The organism is Streptomyces sp. NPDC057280, from assembly GCF_042668605.1.
In the GTDB taxonomy this organism is placed as follows: domain Bacteria; phylum Actinomycetota; class Actinomycetes; order Streptomycetales; family Streptomycetaceae; genus Streptomyces.
In genome coordinates this window covers 125,679-144,434 of record NZ_JBHUYR010000010.1, presented here as the reverse complement: position 1 = coordinate 144,434, position 18,756 = coordinate 125,679, and the positions used below count along the sequence as shown (strand labels likewise).

14 protein-coding genes are annotated in these 18,756 nt (G+C 73.4%); 11 read left to right on the top strand and 3 right to left on the bottom strand.

Annotation, left to right across the window (positions count from 1 at the left end):
• The first annotated feature begins 59 nt into the window (after positions 1-59).
• From ACFUO4_RS38145 to ACFUO4_RS38100, 10 genes are all read left to right on the top strand, one after another.
• Entirely contained in the window at positions 60-1,130 is a 1,071-nt protein-coding gene (locus ACFUO4_RS38145; protein WP_383493695.1) for a methyltransferase, read from the top strand.
• A 102-nt stretch (positions 1,131-1,232) separates the two neighbouring features.
• On the top strand, positions 1,233-2,162 hold the full coding sequence (locus ACFUO4_RS38140) for an aromatic prenyltransferase (RefSeq protein WP_383493692.1): 930 nt from the start codon (positions 1,233-1,235) through the stop codon (positions 2,160-2,162).
• Positions 2,163-2,266: 104 nt separating this feature from the next.
• A complete protein-coding gene (locus ACFUO4_RS38135) occupies positions 2,267-2,743 on the top strand; it encodes a hypothetical protein (protein ID WP_079307199.1) in 477 nt (158 codons plus the stop codon).
• A 38-nt stretch (positions 2,744-2,781) separates the two neighbouring features.
• The gene (locus ACFUO4_RS38130; protein ID WP_079307201.1) at positions 2,782-3,246 is read left to right on the top strand and encodes a hypothetical protein; all 465 of its coding nucleotides are present in this window, start codon (positions 2,782-2,784) and stop codon (positions 3,244-3,246) included.
• Positions 3,247-3,478: 232 nt separating this feature from the next.
• Positions 3,479-4,552, top strand: coding sequence for a polyprenyl synthetase family protein (locus tag ACFUO4_RS38125; RefSeq protein ID WP_383493688.1), 1,074 nt, complete (start codon positions 3,479-3,481; stop codon positions 4,550-4,552).
• Between the two features lie 29 nt (positions 4,553-4,581).
• Positions 4,582-5,496, top strand: a complete 915-nt coding sequence (locus tag ACFUO4_RS38120; RefSeq protein ID WP_079307203.1) for an aromatic prenyltransferase — start codon at positions 4,582-4,584, stop codon at positions 5,494-5,496.
• A 34-nt stretch (positions 5,497-5,530) separates the two neighbouring features.
• Positions 5,531-6,766, top strand: a complete 1,236-nt coding sequence (locus tag ACFUO4_RS38115; RefSeq protein ID WP_383493683.1) for a cytochrome P450 — start codon at positions 5,531-5,533, stop codon at positions 6,764-6,766.
• Between the two features lie 42 nt (positions 6,767-6,808).
• On the top strand, positions 6,809-7,075 hold the full coding sequence (locus ACFUO4_RS38110; protein WP_079307206.1) for a hypothetical protein: 267 nt from the start codon (positions 6,809-6,811) through the stop codon (positions 7,073-7,075).
• Positions 7,076-7,757: 682 nt separating this feature from the next.
• A complete protein-coding gene (locus tag ACFUO4_RS38105) occupies positions 7,758-8,399 on the top strand; it encodes a sigma factor-like helix-turn-helix DNA-binding protein (protein WP_383493680.1) in 642 nt (213 codons plus the stop codon).
• A 64-nt stretch (positions 8,400-8,463) separates the two neighbouring features.
• Positions 8,464-9,387: an RNA polymerase sigma-70 factor gene (locus ACFUO4_RS38100; RefSeq protein ID WP_383493677.1), complete on the top strand. Its 924-nt coding sequence runs from the start codon at positions 8,464-8,466 to the stop codon at positions 9,385-9,387.
• A gap of 60 nt (positions 9,388-9,447) precedes the next feature.
• Here ACFUO4_RS38100 and ACFUO4_RS38095 read toward each other — a convergent pair whose 3' ends face one another.
• The 3 genes from ACFUO4_RS38095 to ACFUO4_RS38085 form a co-directional block, all read right to left on the bottom strand.
• The gene (locus tag ACFUO4_RS38095; RefSeq protein ID WP_383493674.1) at positions 9,448-11,085 is read right to left on the bottom strand and encodes an AMP-binding protein; all 1,638 of its coding nucleotides are present in this window, start codon (positions 11,083-11,085) and stop codon (positions 9,448-9,450) included.
• Positions 11,085-13,442, bottom strand: a complete 2,358-nt coding sequence (locus ACFUO4_RS38090; protein WP_383493671.1) for an ATP-binding protein — start codon at positions 13,440-13,442, stop codon at positions 11,085-11,087. The genes ACFUO4_RS38095 and ACFUO4_RS38090 overlap by 1 nt, the downstream gene beginning before the upstream one ends.
• 551 nt (positions 13,443-13,993) lie before the next feature.
• Positions 13,994-16,678, bottom strand: a complete 2,685-nt coding sequence (locus ACFUO4_RS38085; protein WP_383493668.1) for a BTAD domain-containing putative transcriptional regulator — start codon at positions 16,676-16,678, stop codon at positions 13,994-13,996.
• Positions 16,679-16,961: 283 nt separating this feature from the next.
• Between ACFUO4_RS38085 and ACFUO4_RS38080 the strand changes: the two genes are divergently transcribed.
• Complete coding sequence (locus ACFUO4_RS38080; RefSeq protein ID WP_383493665.1) at positions 16,962-18,722, top strand: acyl-CoA dehydrogenase; 1,761 nt, start codon at positions 16,962-16,964, stop codon at positions 18,720-18,722.
• Positions 18,723-18,756: the final 34 nt, after the last annotated feature.

Here is an 18,756-nt window from a genome sequence, read left to right as displayed (position 1 = left end):
GTCCCCGGACCGCAGCCCACAAGCCCGTTCACCACCGTTACCGAAAGAGGTCGGTTGCCTTGACACCGGAAGCCACACTGGCGCGGTTCCGCGAGTACATGGTGGGACCGTCGCGGTTCATGACCCTGGTGTCCTGCTTCGAGCTGGGCATCATCGACGCGCTGCGCGAGCGGCCCGGCCTGACCGCCGCGGAGCTGGGCGAGGTGGCCGGCGCCAAGCCGGACGCCGTGGAACAGCTCCTCCTGCTGCTGGTCAAGGAGGGCTTCGTCGCCCAGGACGAGACCACCGGCGCCTACCGTCTCGACGGGCTCGCGGGCGTCTCCGAGAAGCTGATCGACCAGGCGCTCGCCGACCTCTACATGATCAAGGCGATCACGCTGCGGCAGCTCTTCTACCTCACCGAGACCGTCCGCAGCGGCGAGGTCGTCGCCCTCAAGGAGCTCTACGGCTACGAGGGCGACCTCTACGGCGCCCTCGGTGAACTACCCGAACTGCGCGAGCCCTGGGCCAAGTTGATGGACACCGTCACCGCGCACGTCGACCCCTGGTTCTTCGAGAACATCGACATACCCGCCGGGTCCAACGTGCTCGACCTCGCCGGGAACACCGGCCTCGGCGCCATCGACACCCTCAAACTGAAGGGCTCGCCCGGCCTTCGGGTCACCACCTTCGACCTTCCCGACAAGGAAGAGGAGTGCCTGGCGAACTTCCGGGCGCACGGTGTGGAGGAGACCTGCTCGTTCGTCGGCGGGGACGTCTTCGAGGGCGTTCCGCAAGGATTCGACGTCGTACTGATCAAGCACTTCCTGCCCATGTTCGACAAGAGTGATGTCCTGAGGATTCTCGACGGTGTCAGCAAGTCGCTGGAAGTCGGCGCCCAGGTGCATGTGCTGGTGCCGGTGTTCCCCGAGGACATCAAGGACCCCGAGAACTACACCGTCGACTTCTACTCCAGCTTCTTCGTCGGCTGCACGATGGGCAAGGGCGGGCCGCAGAAGCTGTCCACCTGGCGGAACTGGCTCGAGGAATCCGGACTCAAGGTCACCAAGGCGGTCATGGACGACTGGGCCAACTTGCCCCCGCACGCCCTCACCGCGGAAGCGGTCCTGTCCGCGACGAAGGTCGCCTGACACACGTCGAGTTGGCGTCGAGCCGACGTCTAGTGCCGCGTATGACCATGTTTCTCGCTGTTCCGGAAGGAACGATGGCTGAAGCCTGGAGGATGAATGTCCGTGTCAGAAAAAGCGGAAGCCGTGTATTCCGCGATCGAGGAAGCGTCCGGTCTGCTGGACATCGCCTTCCCCCGGGACAAGGTCCGCTCGGTCCTGGACGCCTTCGGCGAGGGGGTCTCGGAGGAGTCCCTGGTCGTCCTCGCGATGGCCGGCGGTGAGCGCCACCGCGGGGACATCGACTACAACTTCACGGTGCCGATCGAGGCCGGCGACCCGTACGAGACAGCCGTGCGGGAGGGCTGGATCGAGAAGACCGACCACCCCGTCGCCCGCATCATCCCCGAGATCCTCGACAACTGTGCCGTCACGTTCTACGGCATCGAGTGCGGGGTCGTCGGCGGATTCAAGAAGACGTACATCTTCTTCCCCCTGGACGACCTCGGCGACCTCTCGGTGCTCGCCTCGCTGCCGTCCATGCCGAAGAGCCTGGCCCAGCACGCCCGCACCTTCACCGAACTCGGTCTCGAAAAGCGTGTGTCGATCGTGGGGATCGACTACACGAAGAAGACGGTGAACATCTACTTCATGGCCGGTGGCCTCACCGAGGAGACCGTTCTGTCGGTGCTGCACGACACCGACCTGCCGGAGCCGAGCACGCCGGAGCTGCTGGAGTTCGTCCAGAACTCCTTCTCGATCTACCCCACCTTCCGCTACGACTCCCCGCAGATCGACCGGATCTGCTTCTCGGTGGTGAGCCCGAACCCGGAGTCGTACCCGACGACGCTCTTCCCGGAGATCTCGGACTTCGCGAAGAAGGCCCCGTACGAGTACGACGGCGCACGCGTCCTCGTCTACGGCGAGACGATCTCCCGCGAGGAGGAGTACCACAAGCTCGCGGTGTACTTCCGCCGGCCGGCCTCCTTCTGGAACAACCTCCCGCTGGCCGCCACCTTCGAGAAGCTCGTGGCCGCCTGGCGCGCCGAGCAGTGACAGCACGGCCCCTACGCACAGCACAGCCGATTCAGGCAGCACCGGCAGCACAGGCAGTACAGGCAGCGCAGGCAGCACAGACAGCAGTGGCATCAGGAGGAGCAGTGACCGAAACCGTTGGGATCGAGGAGCGCAGCGCCGCCGTCGACACGCTGGGCGGTGTGATCGGCGAGGCCGGCGCCGCCGCCCTCGACGGACCGCGCGAGCAACTGACCGAGAGCGCCCTGCGCGCGGCCTTCGCGCTGTGGGAGGACCCGGAGGTACGGCCGAAGCTCCTCGGCATCCTCCAGGCAGCGGTCAACAGCGAGGAGGGCGCGGAGCAGATGCGCCGGTTCATCGCCGAGCAGCTCTTCGCGCAGGCCGGGAAGTCCATCGGCGCCACCGACCTGGACATCTACCAGATGGCCGAGTTCCTGGGGGTGCCGCCGGTCAACTTCGGTGCGGCGGCCGGGCAGGTGTGGGGCGCCGTCCTGATGCGCTACGTCGTCAAGCTCGAGCCGATCGCCTCCATACCGGTCGACGACCTGATCAAGCTGATCAACCCCACGCTCCACCGCTACCTCGGCGTACCGCAGCAGTGACGTGAGGCGTACCGCAACAGTGACTTGAGGAGGGAAACATGTCCGAAGCCATCCAGGCTCAGGAGCGCGGCGCCGCCTGGGACACCCTCGGCGGGGCCCTCGGCGAGGCGGGCGCGGCCGCGCTCGCGGGGTCGCGCGAACACCTGGCCGAGGGCCTGCTCCGCGGGGCCTTCGCGCTGTGGGAGGACCCGCAGGTACGGCCGAAGCTCCTCGGCATCCTGCACGCCGCGGTCAACAGCGAGGAGGGCGCGGAGCAGATGCGCCGCTTCCTCGCCGACCAGCTCTTCGCCCAGGCCGGGAAGTCGATCGGCGTCGAGGGCATGGACATCTACCAGGCGGCCGAGACCTTCGGGGTGCCGGCCGTCAACATCAACGCGGCGGCCGGGCAGGTGTGGGGCGCCGTCCTGCTGCGGTACGTCGTGAAGCTGGAGCCGATCGCCTCGGTGTCGGCCGAGGAACTCATCCAGCTGCTCAAGCCCACCATCCAGCGCTACCTGGGCTGACCGAGCGGCGCCGCCCGCGCTGACCGTGGGCCGGCCGGCCCGGCCCACGCCGGTGGCGCCCCGGTGAACCGGGTGCCCGCGCCGCCCCCCGGCACGTGGGGCGGCGCTCGTCGCGCCCCGCACCCCGTCGCCCCCGTTCCCGCACCCCGTCACCCCTGCGCCCCGCCCCGCCCCGCCACTCCGACCGAGCCCGCCTCGCGCCGAAGCACACCACCGCACAAGGAGATGTGTCGTGACCACTGAAGTGATCCCCCAGAACGTCCGGGGCGAGGAATCGGCTGCCGCCGCGCGGCGCACCGTCGAGGAGCTGCTTCAGCGGGTGCAGGACCGGCTGAGCGGCTTCCTCGCCGCCGAACGCGCCCGCTACGCCGAGGTGGACGAGCGGGCGGTCGTTGCCATCGACGCGCTGTCCGACCTGGTCGAGGCCGGGGGCAAGCTGGTCCGCCCGGCGTTCTGCCTGGCCGGCTACCTCGCCGCGGGCGGCGACCCCGAGGCCCCCGGCATCATCGACGCCGCAGCCGCCCTGGAGATGCTGCACATCTCCGCCCTCGTCCACGACGACGTCCTGGACGACTCCCGTACCCGGCGCGGCAAGCCCGCCGTCCACGTCCTGCACTCCTCGCTGCACCGCAGCCGCGGCTGGCAGGGCGAGGCCCGCCGGTTCGGCGAGGGCGTCGCCCTCCTGGTCGGCGACCTGGCGCTGGTCTACTCCGACGAGCTGATGTCGCACGCCCCGGCGACGGCCGGCCCGGAATGGCACCGGCTGCGCTCCGAGGTGATGATCGGCCAGTACATGGACGTCGCCGCGGCCGCCGAGTTCTCCGTCGACCCCGCGCTCTCCCGGCTGATCGCCCTGATCAAGTCCGGCCGGTACACCATCCACCGCCCCCTGGTCGTCGGCGCGAGCGCGGCGGGCCGCGCCGATCTGGCCCCGGCTCTGGCGGAGTACGGCGAGGCCGTCGGTGAGGCGTTCCAGCTCCGCGACGACCTGCTCGACGCGTTCGGCGACGCCGCCCAGACCGGCAAGACCGCAGGCCTCGACTTCAGCCAGCACAAGATGACCCTCCTGCTGGGCTGGGCGATGCAGCGCGACGCCCACATCCACGGCCTCATCACCGAGCCCGGACACACCCCCGACGAGGTGCGCGCCCGCCTGCTGGACACCGGCGTCCCCGAGGAGGTCGAGCGGCACATCGCCGCCCTCGTCGACCAGGGCTGCGCGGCCATCGCCGACGCCCCCATAGGACCGCAGTGGCGCAGCGAGCTGACGAACATGGCCCTGCGCGTGGCCTACCGGAACAAGTGATCCGCACGAGCACGACACTGGGAGGAACAATGCCGGGAACCACGCGGCTGGCGGAGCTCTTCGCGGGCGTCGAGGAATCGGCGGGGCTCATCGGCGTCGCCTGCTCGCGCGACAAGGTCTGGCCCCTTCTGGAGGCGTACGAGGACGCGCTGCCCGAGGCCATCATCGCCTTCCGGGTGGCGACCAACGCCCACCACGAAGGGGAGTTCGACTGCCGCTTCACCCTGCCCCGCAGCATCGACCCCTACCTCAGGGCCCGCGCCCACGGCTTCCTCACCGAGACCGGCCGCCCCATGGAGTCGCTGCTGTCCGACATCCAGCGGACCTGCCCCATCGACAGCTACGGCATCGACTTCGGGATCGTCGGCGGGTTCCGCAAGCTCTGGGTGTACTTCCCCGGCGGCGTGAGCCAGAGCCTCGCCGTCCTCCGCGACCTGCCGTCCATGCCGGCCGGCCTCGCCGAGAACTTCGCGTTCTTCGCCGACCGGGGCCTGGCCGAGAAGGTGGACGTCGTCGCGATCGACTACCGCAGCGGCACCGTCAACCTGTACTTCACCGGCTTCCCCGAGGAACTGCGCCGTCCCGCCGAGGTCCTGGCGATGCACCGCGCCATGGGCATGCCCGACCCGAGCGAGCAGATGCTCGCCTTCTGCGAGAAGTCCTTCGGTTTCTACGCCACGCTCAGCTGGGACTCCCCGCGCATCGAACGCATCGCCTTCAGCGTCAAGACCCAGGACCCGCTGTCGCTGCCCGCCCGGTTCGGCCCGAAAATCGAGCACTTCCTCACGAACATGGCATACGGCCGTAACGACCCGAAGATGGTGTACGCGGCCATGACGGCGTCCGGCGAGGAGTACTACAAGCTCCAGACGTACTACCGCTTCCGCACGCGCAGCAGGCTGGACCTGATGCCGTCGATCGACCATGCCGACGCCGCCGCGTAGCGCGAACGGCCCCGTGGAGTTCCAATTCAGCCGGATGGAGCGCCTGCTGCGGGGCCACCCGGTCCGCACGGTGTCGGTGGACGGCGTGCCCGCCGAGTTCGTCGGCGACCCGGCCCTGGTGCGACGCATCCTGGTCAAGGACGGCAAGCACTACGGCAAGGGGGAGCTCTTCCAGAAGGCCCGGGTCCTCAGCCGGGCCGGGCTGCTCGCCGAGGACGACTCCCAGCACCGGCACTACCGGCGCCTGGCGCACCCGTATCTGCGCACGGCGGCGGTCGCCGGCCACGCTCCGGTCATGGCCGGGGTCGCCCGGGACACCGCCGCCGCGTGGCGTCCCGGCCAGGAGGTCGACGTCCAGGCCGCGATGTGCCGGGCGGCGAGCGACATTGCGCTGCGCACGCTCTTCGCCGGTCTGCCGCACGAGGTCTCCGACGAGCTCGGCGAACGGCTCGCCGTGCTGTCCTGGGAGATGATCAGCAAACCGCTGCACGGCAGGGCGGCCCTGCGCGCCCAGCGGCAGACCCCGTCCCGGCGGCTGGCGACGGCGTTCGCCGACGTCCGTGCCCTCATCGCCGGACAGCTCGACTCCCCTGACGCCACGACGGGTTACCTCTCCGCCCTGCTGTCGGACACCGCCAAGGACGGCGCACCCGCCCTGAGCGCCGACGAGGTCTGCGGCGAGGCCGTGATGATGCTGACCGCGGCCACCGTCACCACCGTCTCGGTGATGTCCTGGGCCCTGTACGTGCTCGCGGAACATCCCCTGATCGAGGAGAAGGTCCTCAAGGACGTGGCGCGCACGGCGGCCGCCGGTCACCGCGCCCCGGCCGGCCACGGGCACGGGCCGCCCGGCTACACGCTGCGCTTCCTGATGGAGGTGCTGCGGCTGTACCCGCCGGTGTGGATCACCTGCCGCAAGGCCCTCGTGGATGTCACGCTCGGCGACCGCGCGCTGCCCGCGGGCACGCACGTGATGTTCAGCTCCTACCTGCTGCACCGGGACCCCGACCGTTATCCGGACCCGCACCGCTTCGACCCCGACCGCTGGCTGCGCACCGCACCGTCCGCGCAGGACGCCTCCTACATCCCCTTCGGCGCGGGTGCCCGAGGGTGCGTGGGAGAGGCGTTCGCGTGGCGGGAGCTGGAGATCCTGCTCGGCACGCTGGTGCGGGAGTGGCGGCTGACCGTGCCGCCCGGCGGCCGGGTCCGCGCGGCGGCCGACACCACGCTGCATCCGCGGCGACTGGTCATGGTGCCCGAGCCGAGGTAGTGCGCACCGCCTCTGTACCCCGACAAGCCGAGGAGTGCCCTCATGGCGACCCCGACCCCGACCACCCCCGCACGAACCGCCGAACTCACCTCCCAGGCCTGGGCGGAGGCCCGCTCCATGGCGGGCCGCGCGCCGGCTCGCGGCACCTGTCCGCCGGGCACTCTGACGGCCGCCGCGCTCCGGACACACCGCAGGCTCTCGGCGGGCCTCGGCCACACCGTCCCCTTCACCGCCCTCGGCCCCACCGGCGCCGCGGTACCCGGCCTCGCCGCGTTCCTCGCGGTGTACGCCGCCCCGGACCACCCCTGAAGGGTCGGCACCGAACCCCGACGCCACCCACCGTGCCCACTAGGGGGGCCGTGGCGGGCCGCCCCGCTGTCCTCGCCGTCGGCTGTTCGCCGCGCCGTCCTGGCCGTTGGGCACCGCCCGTTGTCGTGTCTGCGGCGGTGGTGGCGGTTCGCCCCGACGTCCTGGCCGTCCGCACCGCCCCTTGGCACATTCCCGGCGGTCATGGTGGGTCCCTCCGCCGTCCTCCCCACCGGCCCCGGCACCGGCCCCGGCGTCGGTGTGCCGCGGTCGCCCGGTGGGGCGCGGGCCGGGGCGGCAGCCCGTGATCAGGACCCGCCGGGGTCCCCGACCCCGCCCCGGCGGCGACCCGGACCCTCGACCTCCGGGGCAGTCGGGCTCGAAGTCCCGTTGCGGGCGCGGGACATGGGCCGGGCACGCACCTACGGTGGAGCTGCGAGTCGCCCCGCCCGTCTCCCTCCCCCCGGAGACGGGCGGGCATGTCGGACCATGTCCGCCCGCGTGGCCCCAGCCCCCGTGCCGTGCCCCACGCCCGCCGGTCCGGTCCGGCAGGGCGCACCCGGTGCCCCGACCGACAGCGCGCGCGGCGCCGCGGCCGCGGGAAGCCCGCCGTCGCCGCCGAACCGGGAGATGCGCGATCGGTGTCGAAGGCCCGACGCCCGCTCGGATCCAAGGAGGGGCCAGCATGAGCCGGATCGAAGAGTTCGAGGAGGCGCGGCCCCTGCTGTACTCGATCGCCCACCGGATGCTGGGCAGCGCGGGCCGGGCCGACGACGCGGTGCACCAGGCCTGGCTGCATTACCAGGCCGCCCCCGAACAGCCCGACCCGGGCCGCGAGTTCCTCACCGCTGCCGTCGCCCGGATCTGCCTCGACATCCTGCGTGGGATCCGCCTGCCGGAGCCGGCCGAGGCGCAGGCGACGGCCGCCCTGTCCCTGCTGGAACGGCTCAGCCCGCTGGAGCGCGCCGTGTTCGTGCTGCGCGAGGTCCTGGGCTGCGGCCCCGCCCAGATCGCGTCCGCCGTCGGCTGCTCGGAAGCGGCGTGCCGACAACTCGCCACCGGCGGGACCGCCCTGTCCTGGCCGCGCCGCATCGCCGGCGCGGAACACGTCGCCCGCGTCCTCGCCACGATCGTCCCGGCGCTGGTCCGGGTCGGCGTCACCCTGGAGCCGCGCCAGGTGGACCAGCGCCCGGGCGCGGTGTTCCGGGACCGCAACGGCACCGTCCTCAGCGCCCTCGCCCTCGACTTCCTCGACGGGCGGATCCACACCATCCGCTGGGTGACCGATCCGGACCTGTCCACCGCGGACACCCCCGCGCCGACCTGATGCGAGACCAGCGTCATCGGGCCGGGCGGGATCGTAGGACCGTAGAAGAGATGGAGGGGCCGGCGTGACACGGACCGAGGAGTTCGAGGAACTGCGGCCGCTGCTGTTCGCGATCGCCTACCGCATCCTGGGCAGCGTGAGCGAGGCCGAGGACGCCGTACAGGAGACCTGGCTGCGCTGGGATGCCACCTCGACCGTGCCCAGGTCGGCCAAGGCCTATCTGGCGACCACGGTGACCAGGATCTCCCTGGACATGCTGCGCTCGGCCCGCGTCCGGCGCGAGACCTATACCGGGCCGTGGCTGCCCGAACCCCTGCTCACCGACTCCTACGAGGACCCGGCGCGCTCCGCCGAACTCGCCGACTCCCTCTCCACGGCGGCCCTGTTGCTGCTGGAGCGGCTGTCACCGCTGGAGCGGGCGGTGTTCGTGCTGCGGGAGGTGTTCACGTTCGGCTTCCCGGAGATCGCGGCGGCGGTGGGGCGCTCGGAGGCGGCGTGCCGTCAGCTGGCGGTGCGGGCCCGGCGGCACATGGACGAGGGCCGGCCCCGGTTCGAGGCCGACCGCAAGGAGCGCGACGCGCTCGCGCGGCGGTTCTTCGACGCCCTGAAGGAGGGCGACGTCGACGGCCTGCGCCAACTCCTCGCCGCCGACGCCCAGATGGTCGGCGACGGTGGCGGCAAGGCCCCGCAGCTGGCCAGGACCGTCGTCGGCGACGACCACGTGGCCCGGCTGATGACGTCCCTGTTCAGCACGCTCGCGAGCCTGGACGTCACCCTGGAACCGCACGCGCTCAACGGCCAGCCCGGCGCGATCCTGCGCGACCGGGACGGCAAGGTCGTCACCACCTGGACGCTGGACATCGTCGAGGGCCGGGTGCAGTCGATCCTGTCCGTCACCAACCCCGACAAGCTCGGTCACCTGGGCCCGGTGGCGGACGCCTGGGCCCTCAACCGCGAGGCCCACCAGGCCCGCCGCACCACCCCCTGAACCACCATCCCGCCCCCCGCTGCCCCCACGCGCCGAGCCGTCCGCCACGCGCTCGCCCGCCTATGCCGCTCGGCTCGTACGGCGGGTGACCGCCTCCTGGAGTTCGCGGCGGCGCAGGTCGCCGGAGTCGGTGCGGGGCAGGGCGCCCATCAGGACCAGGCCGGCCGGGAGATGGGCGGGCGGGACGCCGTGGTCGGACAGGTGGCCGCGCAGCTGAGGGAGGGTGGGCGGGGTGCCGTCGGGGACCACGACCGCGTACGGCAGTTCGCCGTGCCGGGCATCGGCGCGCGCCACGACCGCGGCCTCGGCCACCCCGGGATGCCGCAGCAGCAGCGTCTCGATCTCGGTCACCGGCACCAGGAACACCCCGCCGACCTCCTCCGTGCGCAGCCGCGGATGTCCCCACTCGTCGAGGTCGTGCTCCGCCGCCGCGCCGTCCTCCTCCCAGGTCACGGTGGTGCCGGCGGCACGCCGCCACACCGCGAGCGGCGAGGCGGGCCCGCGCGAGCCCAGCCGGTACGGCGCACCCTCCGCGTCCCTTTCGCACGCGGTGCGGGCGGCGGACCGCGGCAGCGCGCGCGGTGGCACCCCGAAACCCGTCTCGACGCGCCGGCCGAGCGCGGCGGAGGTGCCCGCCGGATCGGAGGTGTAGGCGCCGGAGAGCTCCACGGCCTCCCGCGGCCGGCGCTCCCGCGCGGCGGCGAGCTCCGTCCACTGCGCGGGTGTCGCGTACACCTGGCCCACCTGGGCCGAGGCCATCAGGGCGAGCGCGCCGTCCGCGTCCCACACGTCCTGAAGCACCACCGTCCCCCCGCGCGTCAGCGGTCCGATCACCGTGTGCAGGAGCGCCGGCAGCGACGCGGGCGGCAGCGCCGAGAACGCCGCCCCGCCCGGCTGCGCGGCCGAAGGCAGGCTCGCGTGCAGCGAGTTGGGCGTGTGCAGGGCCATGCTGTGCGCCGCTGCCATGCCCAGCGAGGTCACCGCCACGGCGACCCGGTCGGCACCGCGCGCCGGCAGCCTGAGCCATCCCGCGCGCCGGTACCGCTCGTGCGGGGTGTGCACGAAGTGCCGGAGGAAATCGACGGCACCGGGGTCCACCGTGTCGCCCAGCACCGCCCGGTGCCGCAGCCACGGCAGCCGCGGCGCGAGGCCGGCGAGGACCTGGCCGGGAGCGGTGCCCTCCCAGCGATCCGGTACGACGCACAGCCGCGGCTCGGCCGCCTCGAGCACCGCCTGCAGGTCCCGGGCCCCGTAACCGGGCATGATCGGCACGGCCACGGCGCCCGAGCGCAGACACGCCAGCAGCAGCGCCACCGTCTCCCAGCGGCTGGGCAACTGGAAGGCGACCGGGTCGCCCGGGCGCACTCCGAGCGCGTCCAGGGCGTGCGCGAACCGCCCGGTGAAGGCGGCGAGTTGGGCGTACGACAGCCGTGTCACGCGGGACGCGGCCGGCCGGTGCGACTGGTGGGACACGATCGCGGTGCGGTGCGGATGCCGGGCCGCGCCCCGGTACACGTCGTGGAGCACGGTCTCGGTCCGCCACCAGCCCCGCCGCAGGAAGGTCCGCGCTACCTCCTCCGGAGGGCGCAGGCCGGTGAGGAGCCGGGCGAGCGGAACACCGCTGCCGGACAGCGTGTCCGGGGGCGCGGTGGGGGCTGTGGGCGTGGCGGGGGCTGTGGGTGTTGTGGGGGCCGCCATCACCGGCTCCTGCCCACGGCCCAGGCGACCTGGACCCGGGAGGAGCAGCCCAGCTTCCGCATCACACCGCGGACATGGTTGACCACCGTCCACTCGGCGATGTCCAGGGCCTGCGCGATCTGCCGGTTCGTCAGGCCGTCGGCCACCAGCAGCGCCACCTGGAGCTGGCGCGGGGTGAGCGCGACCCGGTCCCCGGCGTCGTCGGCCTCCGCCGGTTCGGCCGCCGCGAGCGCCTCGACGGCCATCGCCTCGGGACGCAGTCGCAGCCCCTCGGACCACGCGGTGGCGAAGACCGTCGGGCCCAGCCGGCGGCGCAGTACGTCGACGGCGGCCCGCGACCGCTCCGCACGCTCCCGCTCGGTGCCCGCCCCGGTGACCGCGCGCAGCGCACCGGACGCCGCGAGCAGCCGGGTGGCGCGCTGCGGCTGGCCCGCCTGCTCCAGGATCAGCAGCGCGAACATCTCCAGTACGGCGGGCAGTTCGGTGCGCTCGCCGATCGAGTCGTACAGGGCGATGCTCTCCTTCAGCGCCGCGCGGGCGCCGGCGTCGTCGCCCTCGCACAGACGCAGCCGGGCGCCGAGATGGAGGGTGCGGGCCAGGTCGCGGATCGCCCCGTGCCGTCGCTGGACGCGGCCGGCACGCTCCAGCAGGGCTCGTGCCCGCTGCGTCTCGCCGGTCGCGAGCAGTACGTCGGCGAGCGCGGCGGCGGCCTCGGCGGCACCGGTGGTCTCGCCCTGTGCGTCGAGGGCGGCCAGCGACGCGGCCAGCAGGGACTGTCCCTCGGAGCGCTCGCCGCACCGGAACAGCGCGTGCCCGAGCCGGACGGAGGGCAGCGCGGCGGAACGCGGGTCGTGCAGTCGCCGGTAGAGGGCGACGGCCCGGCGGTGCCGGTGTGCCGCCCCGTCGTGGTCGCCGAGGGCCGCGGCGAGCACGCCCGCACCGCTGTACAGGCGAGCCCGCGCCCGCAGCCACTCCTCGGATCCGGCCCGCTCCTCGCGCCCGGTGTCCTCCAGGGCCTGCCCGGTGGCGTCGAACCAGCGCAGCCCGTCCTTCAGTTCGCCGTGGACGAGCCAGGGCCGCAGACAGGCGGTGACGAACCCCGCCCTCGCGAGGACGGCGTCCTCCTTCTCCTTCCCCTCCCCCAGTTCCTCGTTCTCCTCCCGCTCCAGGTGGCGCAGCGCGGCGAGCACGTTGTCGTGTTCGGCGACCGCCGCCCGCAGCCAGCGCCCCTGCCGCGGGCCGTGGAAGCGGTCCTCGAGGGCGGGCAGCAGCCGCTGGTAGCAGCGGGCGTGCGCCTGCCGGGCCGCTCGAAGCCCTGGCCCGCCCCCGTCCGGCAGGGCCGTCTTGCCGGCGTCGACCGTCTCGTCGGCTTCGTAGAGCAGGCGGAGACCGTAGGCGAGGATGGTGCGGGACATCGTCAACCGGCTGTCGGTGTGCGGCTGTTCCTCCAGGGTGAGCAGGCCGCGTTCGAGCAGGGCCTCCAGCGCGGCGGGGGTCTCGTCGGGCCCCAGCGGCGAGGCCTGCTCGGCCATCGCGAGGGTGAGCCCGCCCCGGAACACCGCGAGCCGGGCCAGCAGCGAGCGCTGCGGACCGCTCAGCCCGCGGCAGCTCCACTCGCCGATCGCCGCCGTGGAACGCTGCCGCGCGGGCACGTCGACGGGCCCGGGCAGATGGTTGTCGCCGCCCCGGCGCAGCCAGTCGAGCACTTCCTGCGGCGGATACAGCCGCAGCCGGCGCGCGGCGAGTTCCAGGGACAACGGGAGCCCTTCCAGCAGATTGCAGAGCTCGACGACCGCCCCGACGTTGTGCGGGGTGAGCGTGAAGGAGGCGTTGGCCTGCTGTGCGCAGCGCACGAAGAGCTCGACGGCGGGGTTGTCCCGGACCTCGGTGACATCGGCGTCGGGCAGCGGGCCCGGCAGGGGCAGCGGCGGCACGGACAGCACGCACTCGCCGTGGATCCGCAGGATCTCCTGCCCGGTGGCCAGGACGGTCAGCAGGGGCGTGGCGCTCAGGTGGCGGGCGAGCGGCGCCGCGAGAGCGCCCGCGACGTGCTCGACGCCGTCGAGCAGCAGCAACGTGCGTTCCGTGACGTCCCGTACGGTCTTGTCGATGCTTTTCAGCACCGACTCCAGGTCCAGGCAGGACGGCAGGTCGATGCCGTGGACGCCGCCGGGGAACAGCTCCGCGACCCCGGCCACGGCCTCCGCGGCCAGTCGGCTCTTGCCCACTCCGCCGGGCCCGGTCAGGGTGATCAGACGCACGGACGGGTCCTGGAGTCTGCCCTGGACGCCGATCAGGTCGAACTCCCGGCCCACCAGTGCGGCCGCCGGTCGGTACGTCCACAGATCCGTTGACATACGTTCCCCCGTACAGCCGCCCGGCGGCATCTCCCGCCGGTGTCCGGACATGCCGTGCTTCGAGGATCGCTGGACAGGCTCGAACTCGGCTCAAGACGGGGCTGAGACCGCGTCGCGCGGAGCTGCCGGAAACCGCCGGACGTGCATGACAGGCCGGTGCCGGGTGATCTTCGCGTTTCCCGGCGGCCCTTGAAAAGGCGTACAGAGCGGGTCCTGAGCATCTGGACATTTCCGGGCCGCAAGGGCTCCCGGGTGTTAGATGAAAGTGCGTACCCCACTTCCTTCACGACGCGCGGGAGAGGTAGATCGACATGGTTCACACCGCTGGTCCACGCGACATGTTCACCTCGACGCCGGTGATTGCGGACGGAGGCGATGTCGTGCTGTCTCTCGCCGACGAGAAGTGGCAGTAGGACCACCGCCGCACCTGCCGCCGACCCACAGCTACGGGGCCGTCCGCACGCCGGACGGCCCCGCTGGTGTCTTCCGAGCCGAATCGGACCGAACCGAACCAGACCGAACCGGGCTGGGCCGGGCCGGGCCCGCGGTGGTCAGCGCAGGCTCGGCACCCCCCGGCGCGCAGGCCGCGCCGACGCCTCCGCCTCCACCGTCCGCCTGCCCCGCCAGACCCCCGGCCGGACCTCCGTCCAGCCCGGGTGGACGGAGCCGTCCCGCAGCCGGACCAGCCAGCGCCGCGCGTAGGCCTCCAGACGACGGTCGTCCAGCGTGCCGGCGAGGGCGAGGCACTCCCGGAAGTGACGCTCGGCGGCGGCCGGCCCCTCGGCGTCCAGGGCGTGCAGGCCGAGCACCCGATGGGCCTCGAAGCGGCCGCGGACGTCACCGGACGCCCGGAGCAGGGCAGGCGCGACGAGACCGGCCGCGGCTGAGCCGGCGCCGTCACCGAGCCGCACATCGGCCAGCCCGGCCAGTGCGCGGCTGCGCTCGGCGTCGTCGGCCTGCGGACAGGCCAGCACCTGCTCGTACAGCTCCCGCGCCTCCTCGCACCGCTGCCGCTGCCAGGCCAGGTCGCCCAGTGAGCGCAGCACCCGTGCCCGGGCCGCCTCGTCCGGCAGCCGCGTGGCGGCGTCCAGGGCCAGGGTGTGCGTGTGCTTCCAGGCGTCCCAGGCCGCCAGCGCCTCCAGGAAGGCGCTCATGGCGTCGGCCATCCGCAGGACGTGCGCCCACAGGCCCGCGCCGTGGACCCGGTCGAGCAACGTGACGAGGTCCGCCCGTCGGCGGGTGAACCAGTCCAACGGGTGCAGTCCGTCGACGCGGGTGGCACGCTGGGCGCTCTCGGCGCGGTCGGCCGCCGCCTCGCTCAGCCGGATCAGGGCGGCCCGCAGCCGCACCGGCTCCTCCTCGCCGAGGGCCTCGGCGGCGGTCAGCCGCTGGAGCGGGGGGAACCGGTGGACGCTGCCGTCCGGGGCGGTGGCCAGCAGGCCGGCCGCGACCAGGGATCGTATGCGCGCCTCAGCGGCCTGCTGAGGTACGCCGAGCGCGACCGCGGCGTCCGCGCTCGTGAACGGTTCCGGTGGCAGCAGGCTCAACAGCCGGGCCGTACGGCGCACCTCCTCGGACGCCGCCGCGTACGCGGCGTACAGCGAGCGGCCGTGCTCCTCGTCGAGGGCGCGCAGGGCGGCCGGGCGGCTGGCGGCGGCCGACAGCCGGGCGGCGAGGTCGGCGGGGGAGCGGTGCGGGTTCAGCGCCAGATGCTGTGCGACGGCACGCAGCGCGCCGGGGAACCGCTCGCACTGATCGGCGAGCCGGTCCCAGACGTCCCCCGCGGCGGGCTCTGCCGAGGCTGCCTCCGGCTCGTCGGGGAGCGCCTCGACGCCCTGGTGCGCGGAAGGGGTGCGGCCGGACGCCGTGAGCAGCAGCTCGCGGGCGTCGGCGGGCGACAGCTCCTCGAGCGGCAGGACGGGTCCTTCGACGCCGGGCAGTACGGCGGGCCCGGTGACCAGGGTCGTGCAGCCCGTCGGCAGGGGCAGCAGCGCGCGCAGCTGCTCGGCGTCGACCGCGTCGTCCAGGACCAGCAGCAGCCGGCGCCCCTCGGTCAGCCGGTGCACGGCGTCGCGCGCGGCCGCCGCGGAGGGCGCGGGCCGGTCGGCGCCGCCCAGGGCACGCAGCACCGCGTGCGGGACCCGCTCCGCCGGCAGCGGACGCCCCGCCTCGTCGCGCAGTCCGACCAGGACGCGCCCGTCGGGGAACAGCTCCGCCACGCGATGCGCCGCGCTCACGGCGAGCGCGGTCTTGCCCATCCCCGCCGGGCCGGTCACCTGGACGCAGCCCCCACCGGGCAGGCCGCGCAGCCATCCGGCGAGCTGCTCCAGCTGCTCCTCGCGACCGGTGAAGTACGGTTCCACGGACGTGAACTGAGGGAGCGTCAAAGAGACGGAGGGCGCCTGGTCGGTGGGGGTCGCCGCGGCCGGCCGGTCAACGATGACCCGCTGCTGCCGCTTGGCCGCCGGCTGGAGCAGCGCCGGGTCGCCGGTCAGGATGCGGCTGTGCAGCTGCTGGAGTCGCCGGCCCGGCTCGATCGCCAGCTCCTGGACCAGGGTGCGCCGCAGCTCGCCGAAGGTGCGCAGCGCGTCCGCCTGCCGGCCGGTGCGGTACAGCGCCACCATCAGGTGCGCGTGGAAGTCCTCGTGCAGCGGCAGTTCGGTGGTCAGCGCCTGGAGCTCGCCGAGGATCTCCTGATGCCGGCCCAACTGGAGTTCGGCGCGCACCCGCTGTTCGAGGGCGGCGATACGGGCCTCGGCGAGCCGGACGGACATGCTCTTCAGCAGGCTGCCGTGCGGGGTGTCCGACAGCAGCGGCCCGCGCCACAGGGCGAGCGCCTGCCGCTGGAGTTCGGCGGCGGCCGCGTAATCCCCCTGGCCGAGCTCCTCGCGGCCCCGGCGGTGCAGGTCCTCGAAGACCGCGAGGTCCAGCTGGCCGGGGTCCACCCGCAGCAGATAGCCGGGGGCGCGGGTGAGCAGGGCGTCGCGCCCCAGCTCCGGCTGGACGTCCTGGAGCAGCTTGCGCAGCTGGGAGATGTACACCTGGAGCGTGGTCATCGCGGTGCGCGGCGGCTGCTCGCCCCACAGCTCGTCGATCAGCCCGTCGACGGAGACGACCTCGTTGGCGCGCACCAGCAGCGTCGAGAGCACCACCCGCACCTTCGCGGCGCGAGGCGTCACCGTCCGGGCGTCGGCCGCCGTGGACACCTCCAGAGGCCCCAGCACCTTGAATCGCATACGAGAACCCCCGCTCTCTGACGTCGGTACGGGACGTGCCGACCCCCCAGTCTCCCGGCTCACGCGCGGTTTCGCTGAGATGAGCCCCGCGCAGGGGGCCGTTCGCAAGTGTCTCTTTAGCCGGTCTCGACAGGATCCGGACCAAGAGCACAGTGCCGTGCGGAGCGGGCCGCGCCGCCGAAGCGCGTCAGAGGGGGCCGACGTTGAGTTCTTCTTCCACGGACACCGGACACGGCGCCGCGCGCGCTCGCCTCCTCGGGAGCCGGGCCGACGGGGCACCGCGGTGAACGCTGCCGCCCTCACCCGCCCCTCGCGCGCCGGAGAGCCGGCGGCGGGGCATGAGCGGGTGCGGCGACTCGAGGCCCTGCTGGGCGACCCGGCCGAGGACACCAACCCCTCCGGCTACCGGACCCTGCTCGCCGCCGACCGGGCCGGGGTGATCTGCGACCCGGCCGAGGCGGTGCTGGACTCCTTCGGGATGAACGAGGAGTTCGTGCCCACCGCTCTGGGCGGCCGCTTCGACTCGCCCGAGACCCTGCTCCAGGTGATGCGGGCGGTCTTCCGCCGGGACGTGGGCCTCGGCATGGGATACGGCATGACCACCTTCGCCGCCGCCAACCACGTGTGGCTGCGCGGTACCGCCCCGCAACAGCGCGTGCTGGCGGGGCAGTTGCTGTCCGGCTCCAAGGCGTCGCTGGCCCAGCACGAGACCGCCCACGCCAACGACTTCGTCCGCGGCCGGGTGCGGGGCGTCCCCCGGCCCGGGGGCCTGTCGGTGACCGGGGCCAAACAGGTCGTCAACAACCTGCAACGGGCCGACGCGCTCGTGATGGTGCTGTCCACCGCCCAGGGCGGCGACGGCGGTCGGCTGTCCACGCTGCTGCTGGACCCGCGTGAACTGCCGCCCGACCGTTTCGAGATCACCGGCCGGCCCGGCGCCGAACCGGTGGGGCTGCGCGGCTACTTCCGCACCGGCGCCCGTTTCACCGACTGCCCGGTGCCCGACAGCGCCCTGCTCGGGCCGATGGGCAGCGGCGCGACCACATCGCTGCTCGCCTCCCGGATGAGCCGCACCCTGGTCTCCTCCCTCGCGGTCGCGGCCGTCGACACCGGCCTGCGCACCGCCCTGCGGGCAGGCCGGGTGCTGGGCGCCGGCGTCACCGCGGCCCCGGACCCGCACAGTGCGGCAGCGACACTCACGTGGGCGTTCGTCGACCTGCTGCTGTACGACAGCCTGGCGGTGGTGACCACCCGGGCGCTGCACCTGCGGCCCGCCGAGACCAGCCTGTACGCGGCGGCCCTGAAGTCGCTGCTGCCGAAGGTCCTCAGGGACACCCTCCACGACCTGGCCAGCGTGCTCGGTTCGCGGATCTACACCCGTGAGGGCCCGGCCGGTGTCTTCCACAAGTACCTGCGCGACGTGCCGATCATCAGCCTCGGACACGCGGGGACGGCCGCCTGCCAGGCCACGATCATCCCGCAACTGCCGCTGCTGGCACGCCGCGCGTGGTTCACGGGGGAGCAGGCCCCGGCCGCGATGTTCCGACCGGGCGCCCCCTTGCCGCCGTTCTCCTACGACGACGACACACCCGTGCTGACCGACGGACGAGACGGTCTGAGCGCCTCGCTGCCGGCCACCGTCGCCGAACTGCCCACCGGCGACGCGGTGGAGCGCGTCCTGCGCACCCTGGCCGAGCGGATGGTCGACGAACTGCGGGACCTGCGCGGCCGGGTGCTCGCGCTGGAGCCGCCCGGCCCGCAACGCTCCGTCGGTCCGGCGTGGTTCGCGCTCGCCGACCGCTATGTCCTGGTGCTGGCCGCGGCCGCGGTGCTCGGGGTGTGGCGCCGCGGTGACGCGCACGGCGAGCCCTTCCTCGCCGACCCCGCGTGGGCGGCCGCCGCGCTGTACCGCATCGCCGGCCGCCTCGGCGTCAGGGACGTCGAGCTGCCTGCGGAGTGCCTGACCCGGGTGCACCGGGAGGTGGTGGCCCGGTTCCGCGACCCGCACGGCTTCGACCTCTACAACATGCCGCTGGCCGGCTGACGCCCCCGCACCGGCGGGACGACGCCACACCTGC

Coding starts and splice junctions, on each gene's coding strand:
- ACFUO4_RS38130 (WP_079307201.1), top strand. CDS start 2,782: ATGTCCGAAGCCATCCAGGCTCAGGAGCGCGGCGCCGCCTGGGACACC.
- ACFUO4_RS38120 (WP_079307203.1), top strand. CDS start 4,582: ATGCCGGGAACCACGCGGCTGGCGGAGCTCTTCGCGGGCGTCGAGGAA.
- ACFUO4_RS38115 (WP_383493683.1), top strand. CDS start 5,531: ATGGAGCGCCTGCTGCGGGGCCACCCGGTCCGCACGGTGTCGGTGGAC.
- ACFUO4_RS38110 (WP_079307206.1), top strand. CDS start 6,809: ATGGCGACCCCGACCCCGACCACCCCCGCACGAACCGCCGAACTCACC.
- ACFUO4_RS38105 (WP_383493680.1), top strand. CDS start 7,758: ATGAGCCGGATCGAAGAGTTCGAGGAGGCGCGGCCCCTGCTGTACTCG.
- ACFUO4_RS38095 (WP_383493674.1), bottom strand. CDS start 11,085: ATGGCGGCCCCCACAACACCCACAGCCCCCGCCACGCCCACAGCCCCC.
- ACFUO4_RS38090 (WP_383493671.1), bottom strand. CDS start 13,442: ATGTCAACGGATCTGTGGACGTACCGACCGGCGGCCGCACTGGTGGGC.
- ACFUO4_RS38085 (WP_383493668.1), bottom strand. CDS start 16,678: ATGCGATTCAAGGTGCTGGGGCCTCTGGAGGTGTCCACGGCGGCCGAC.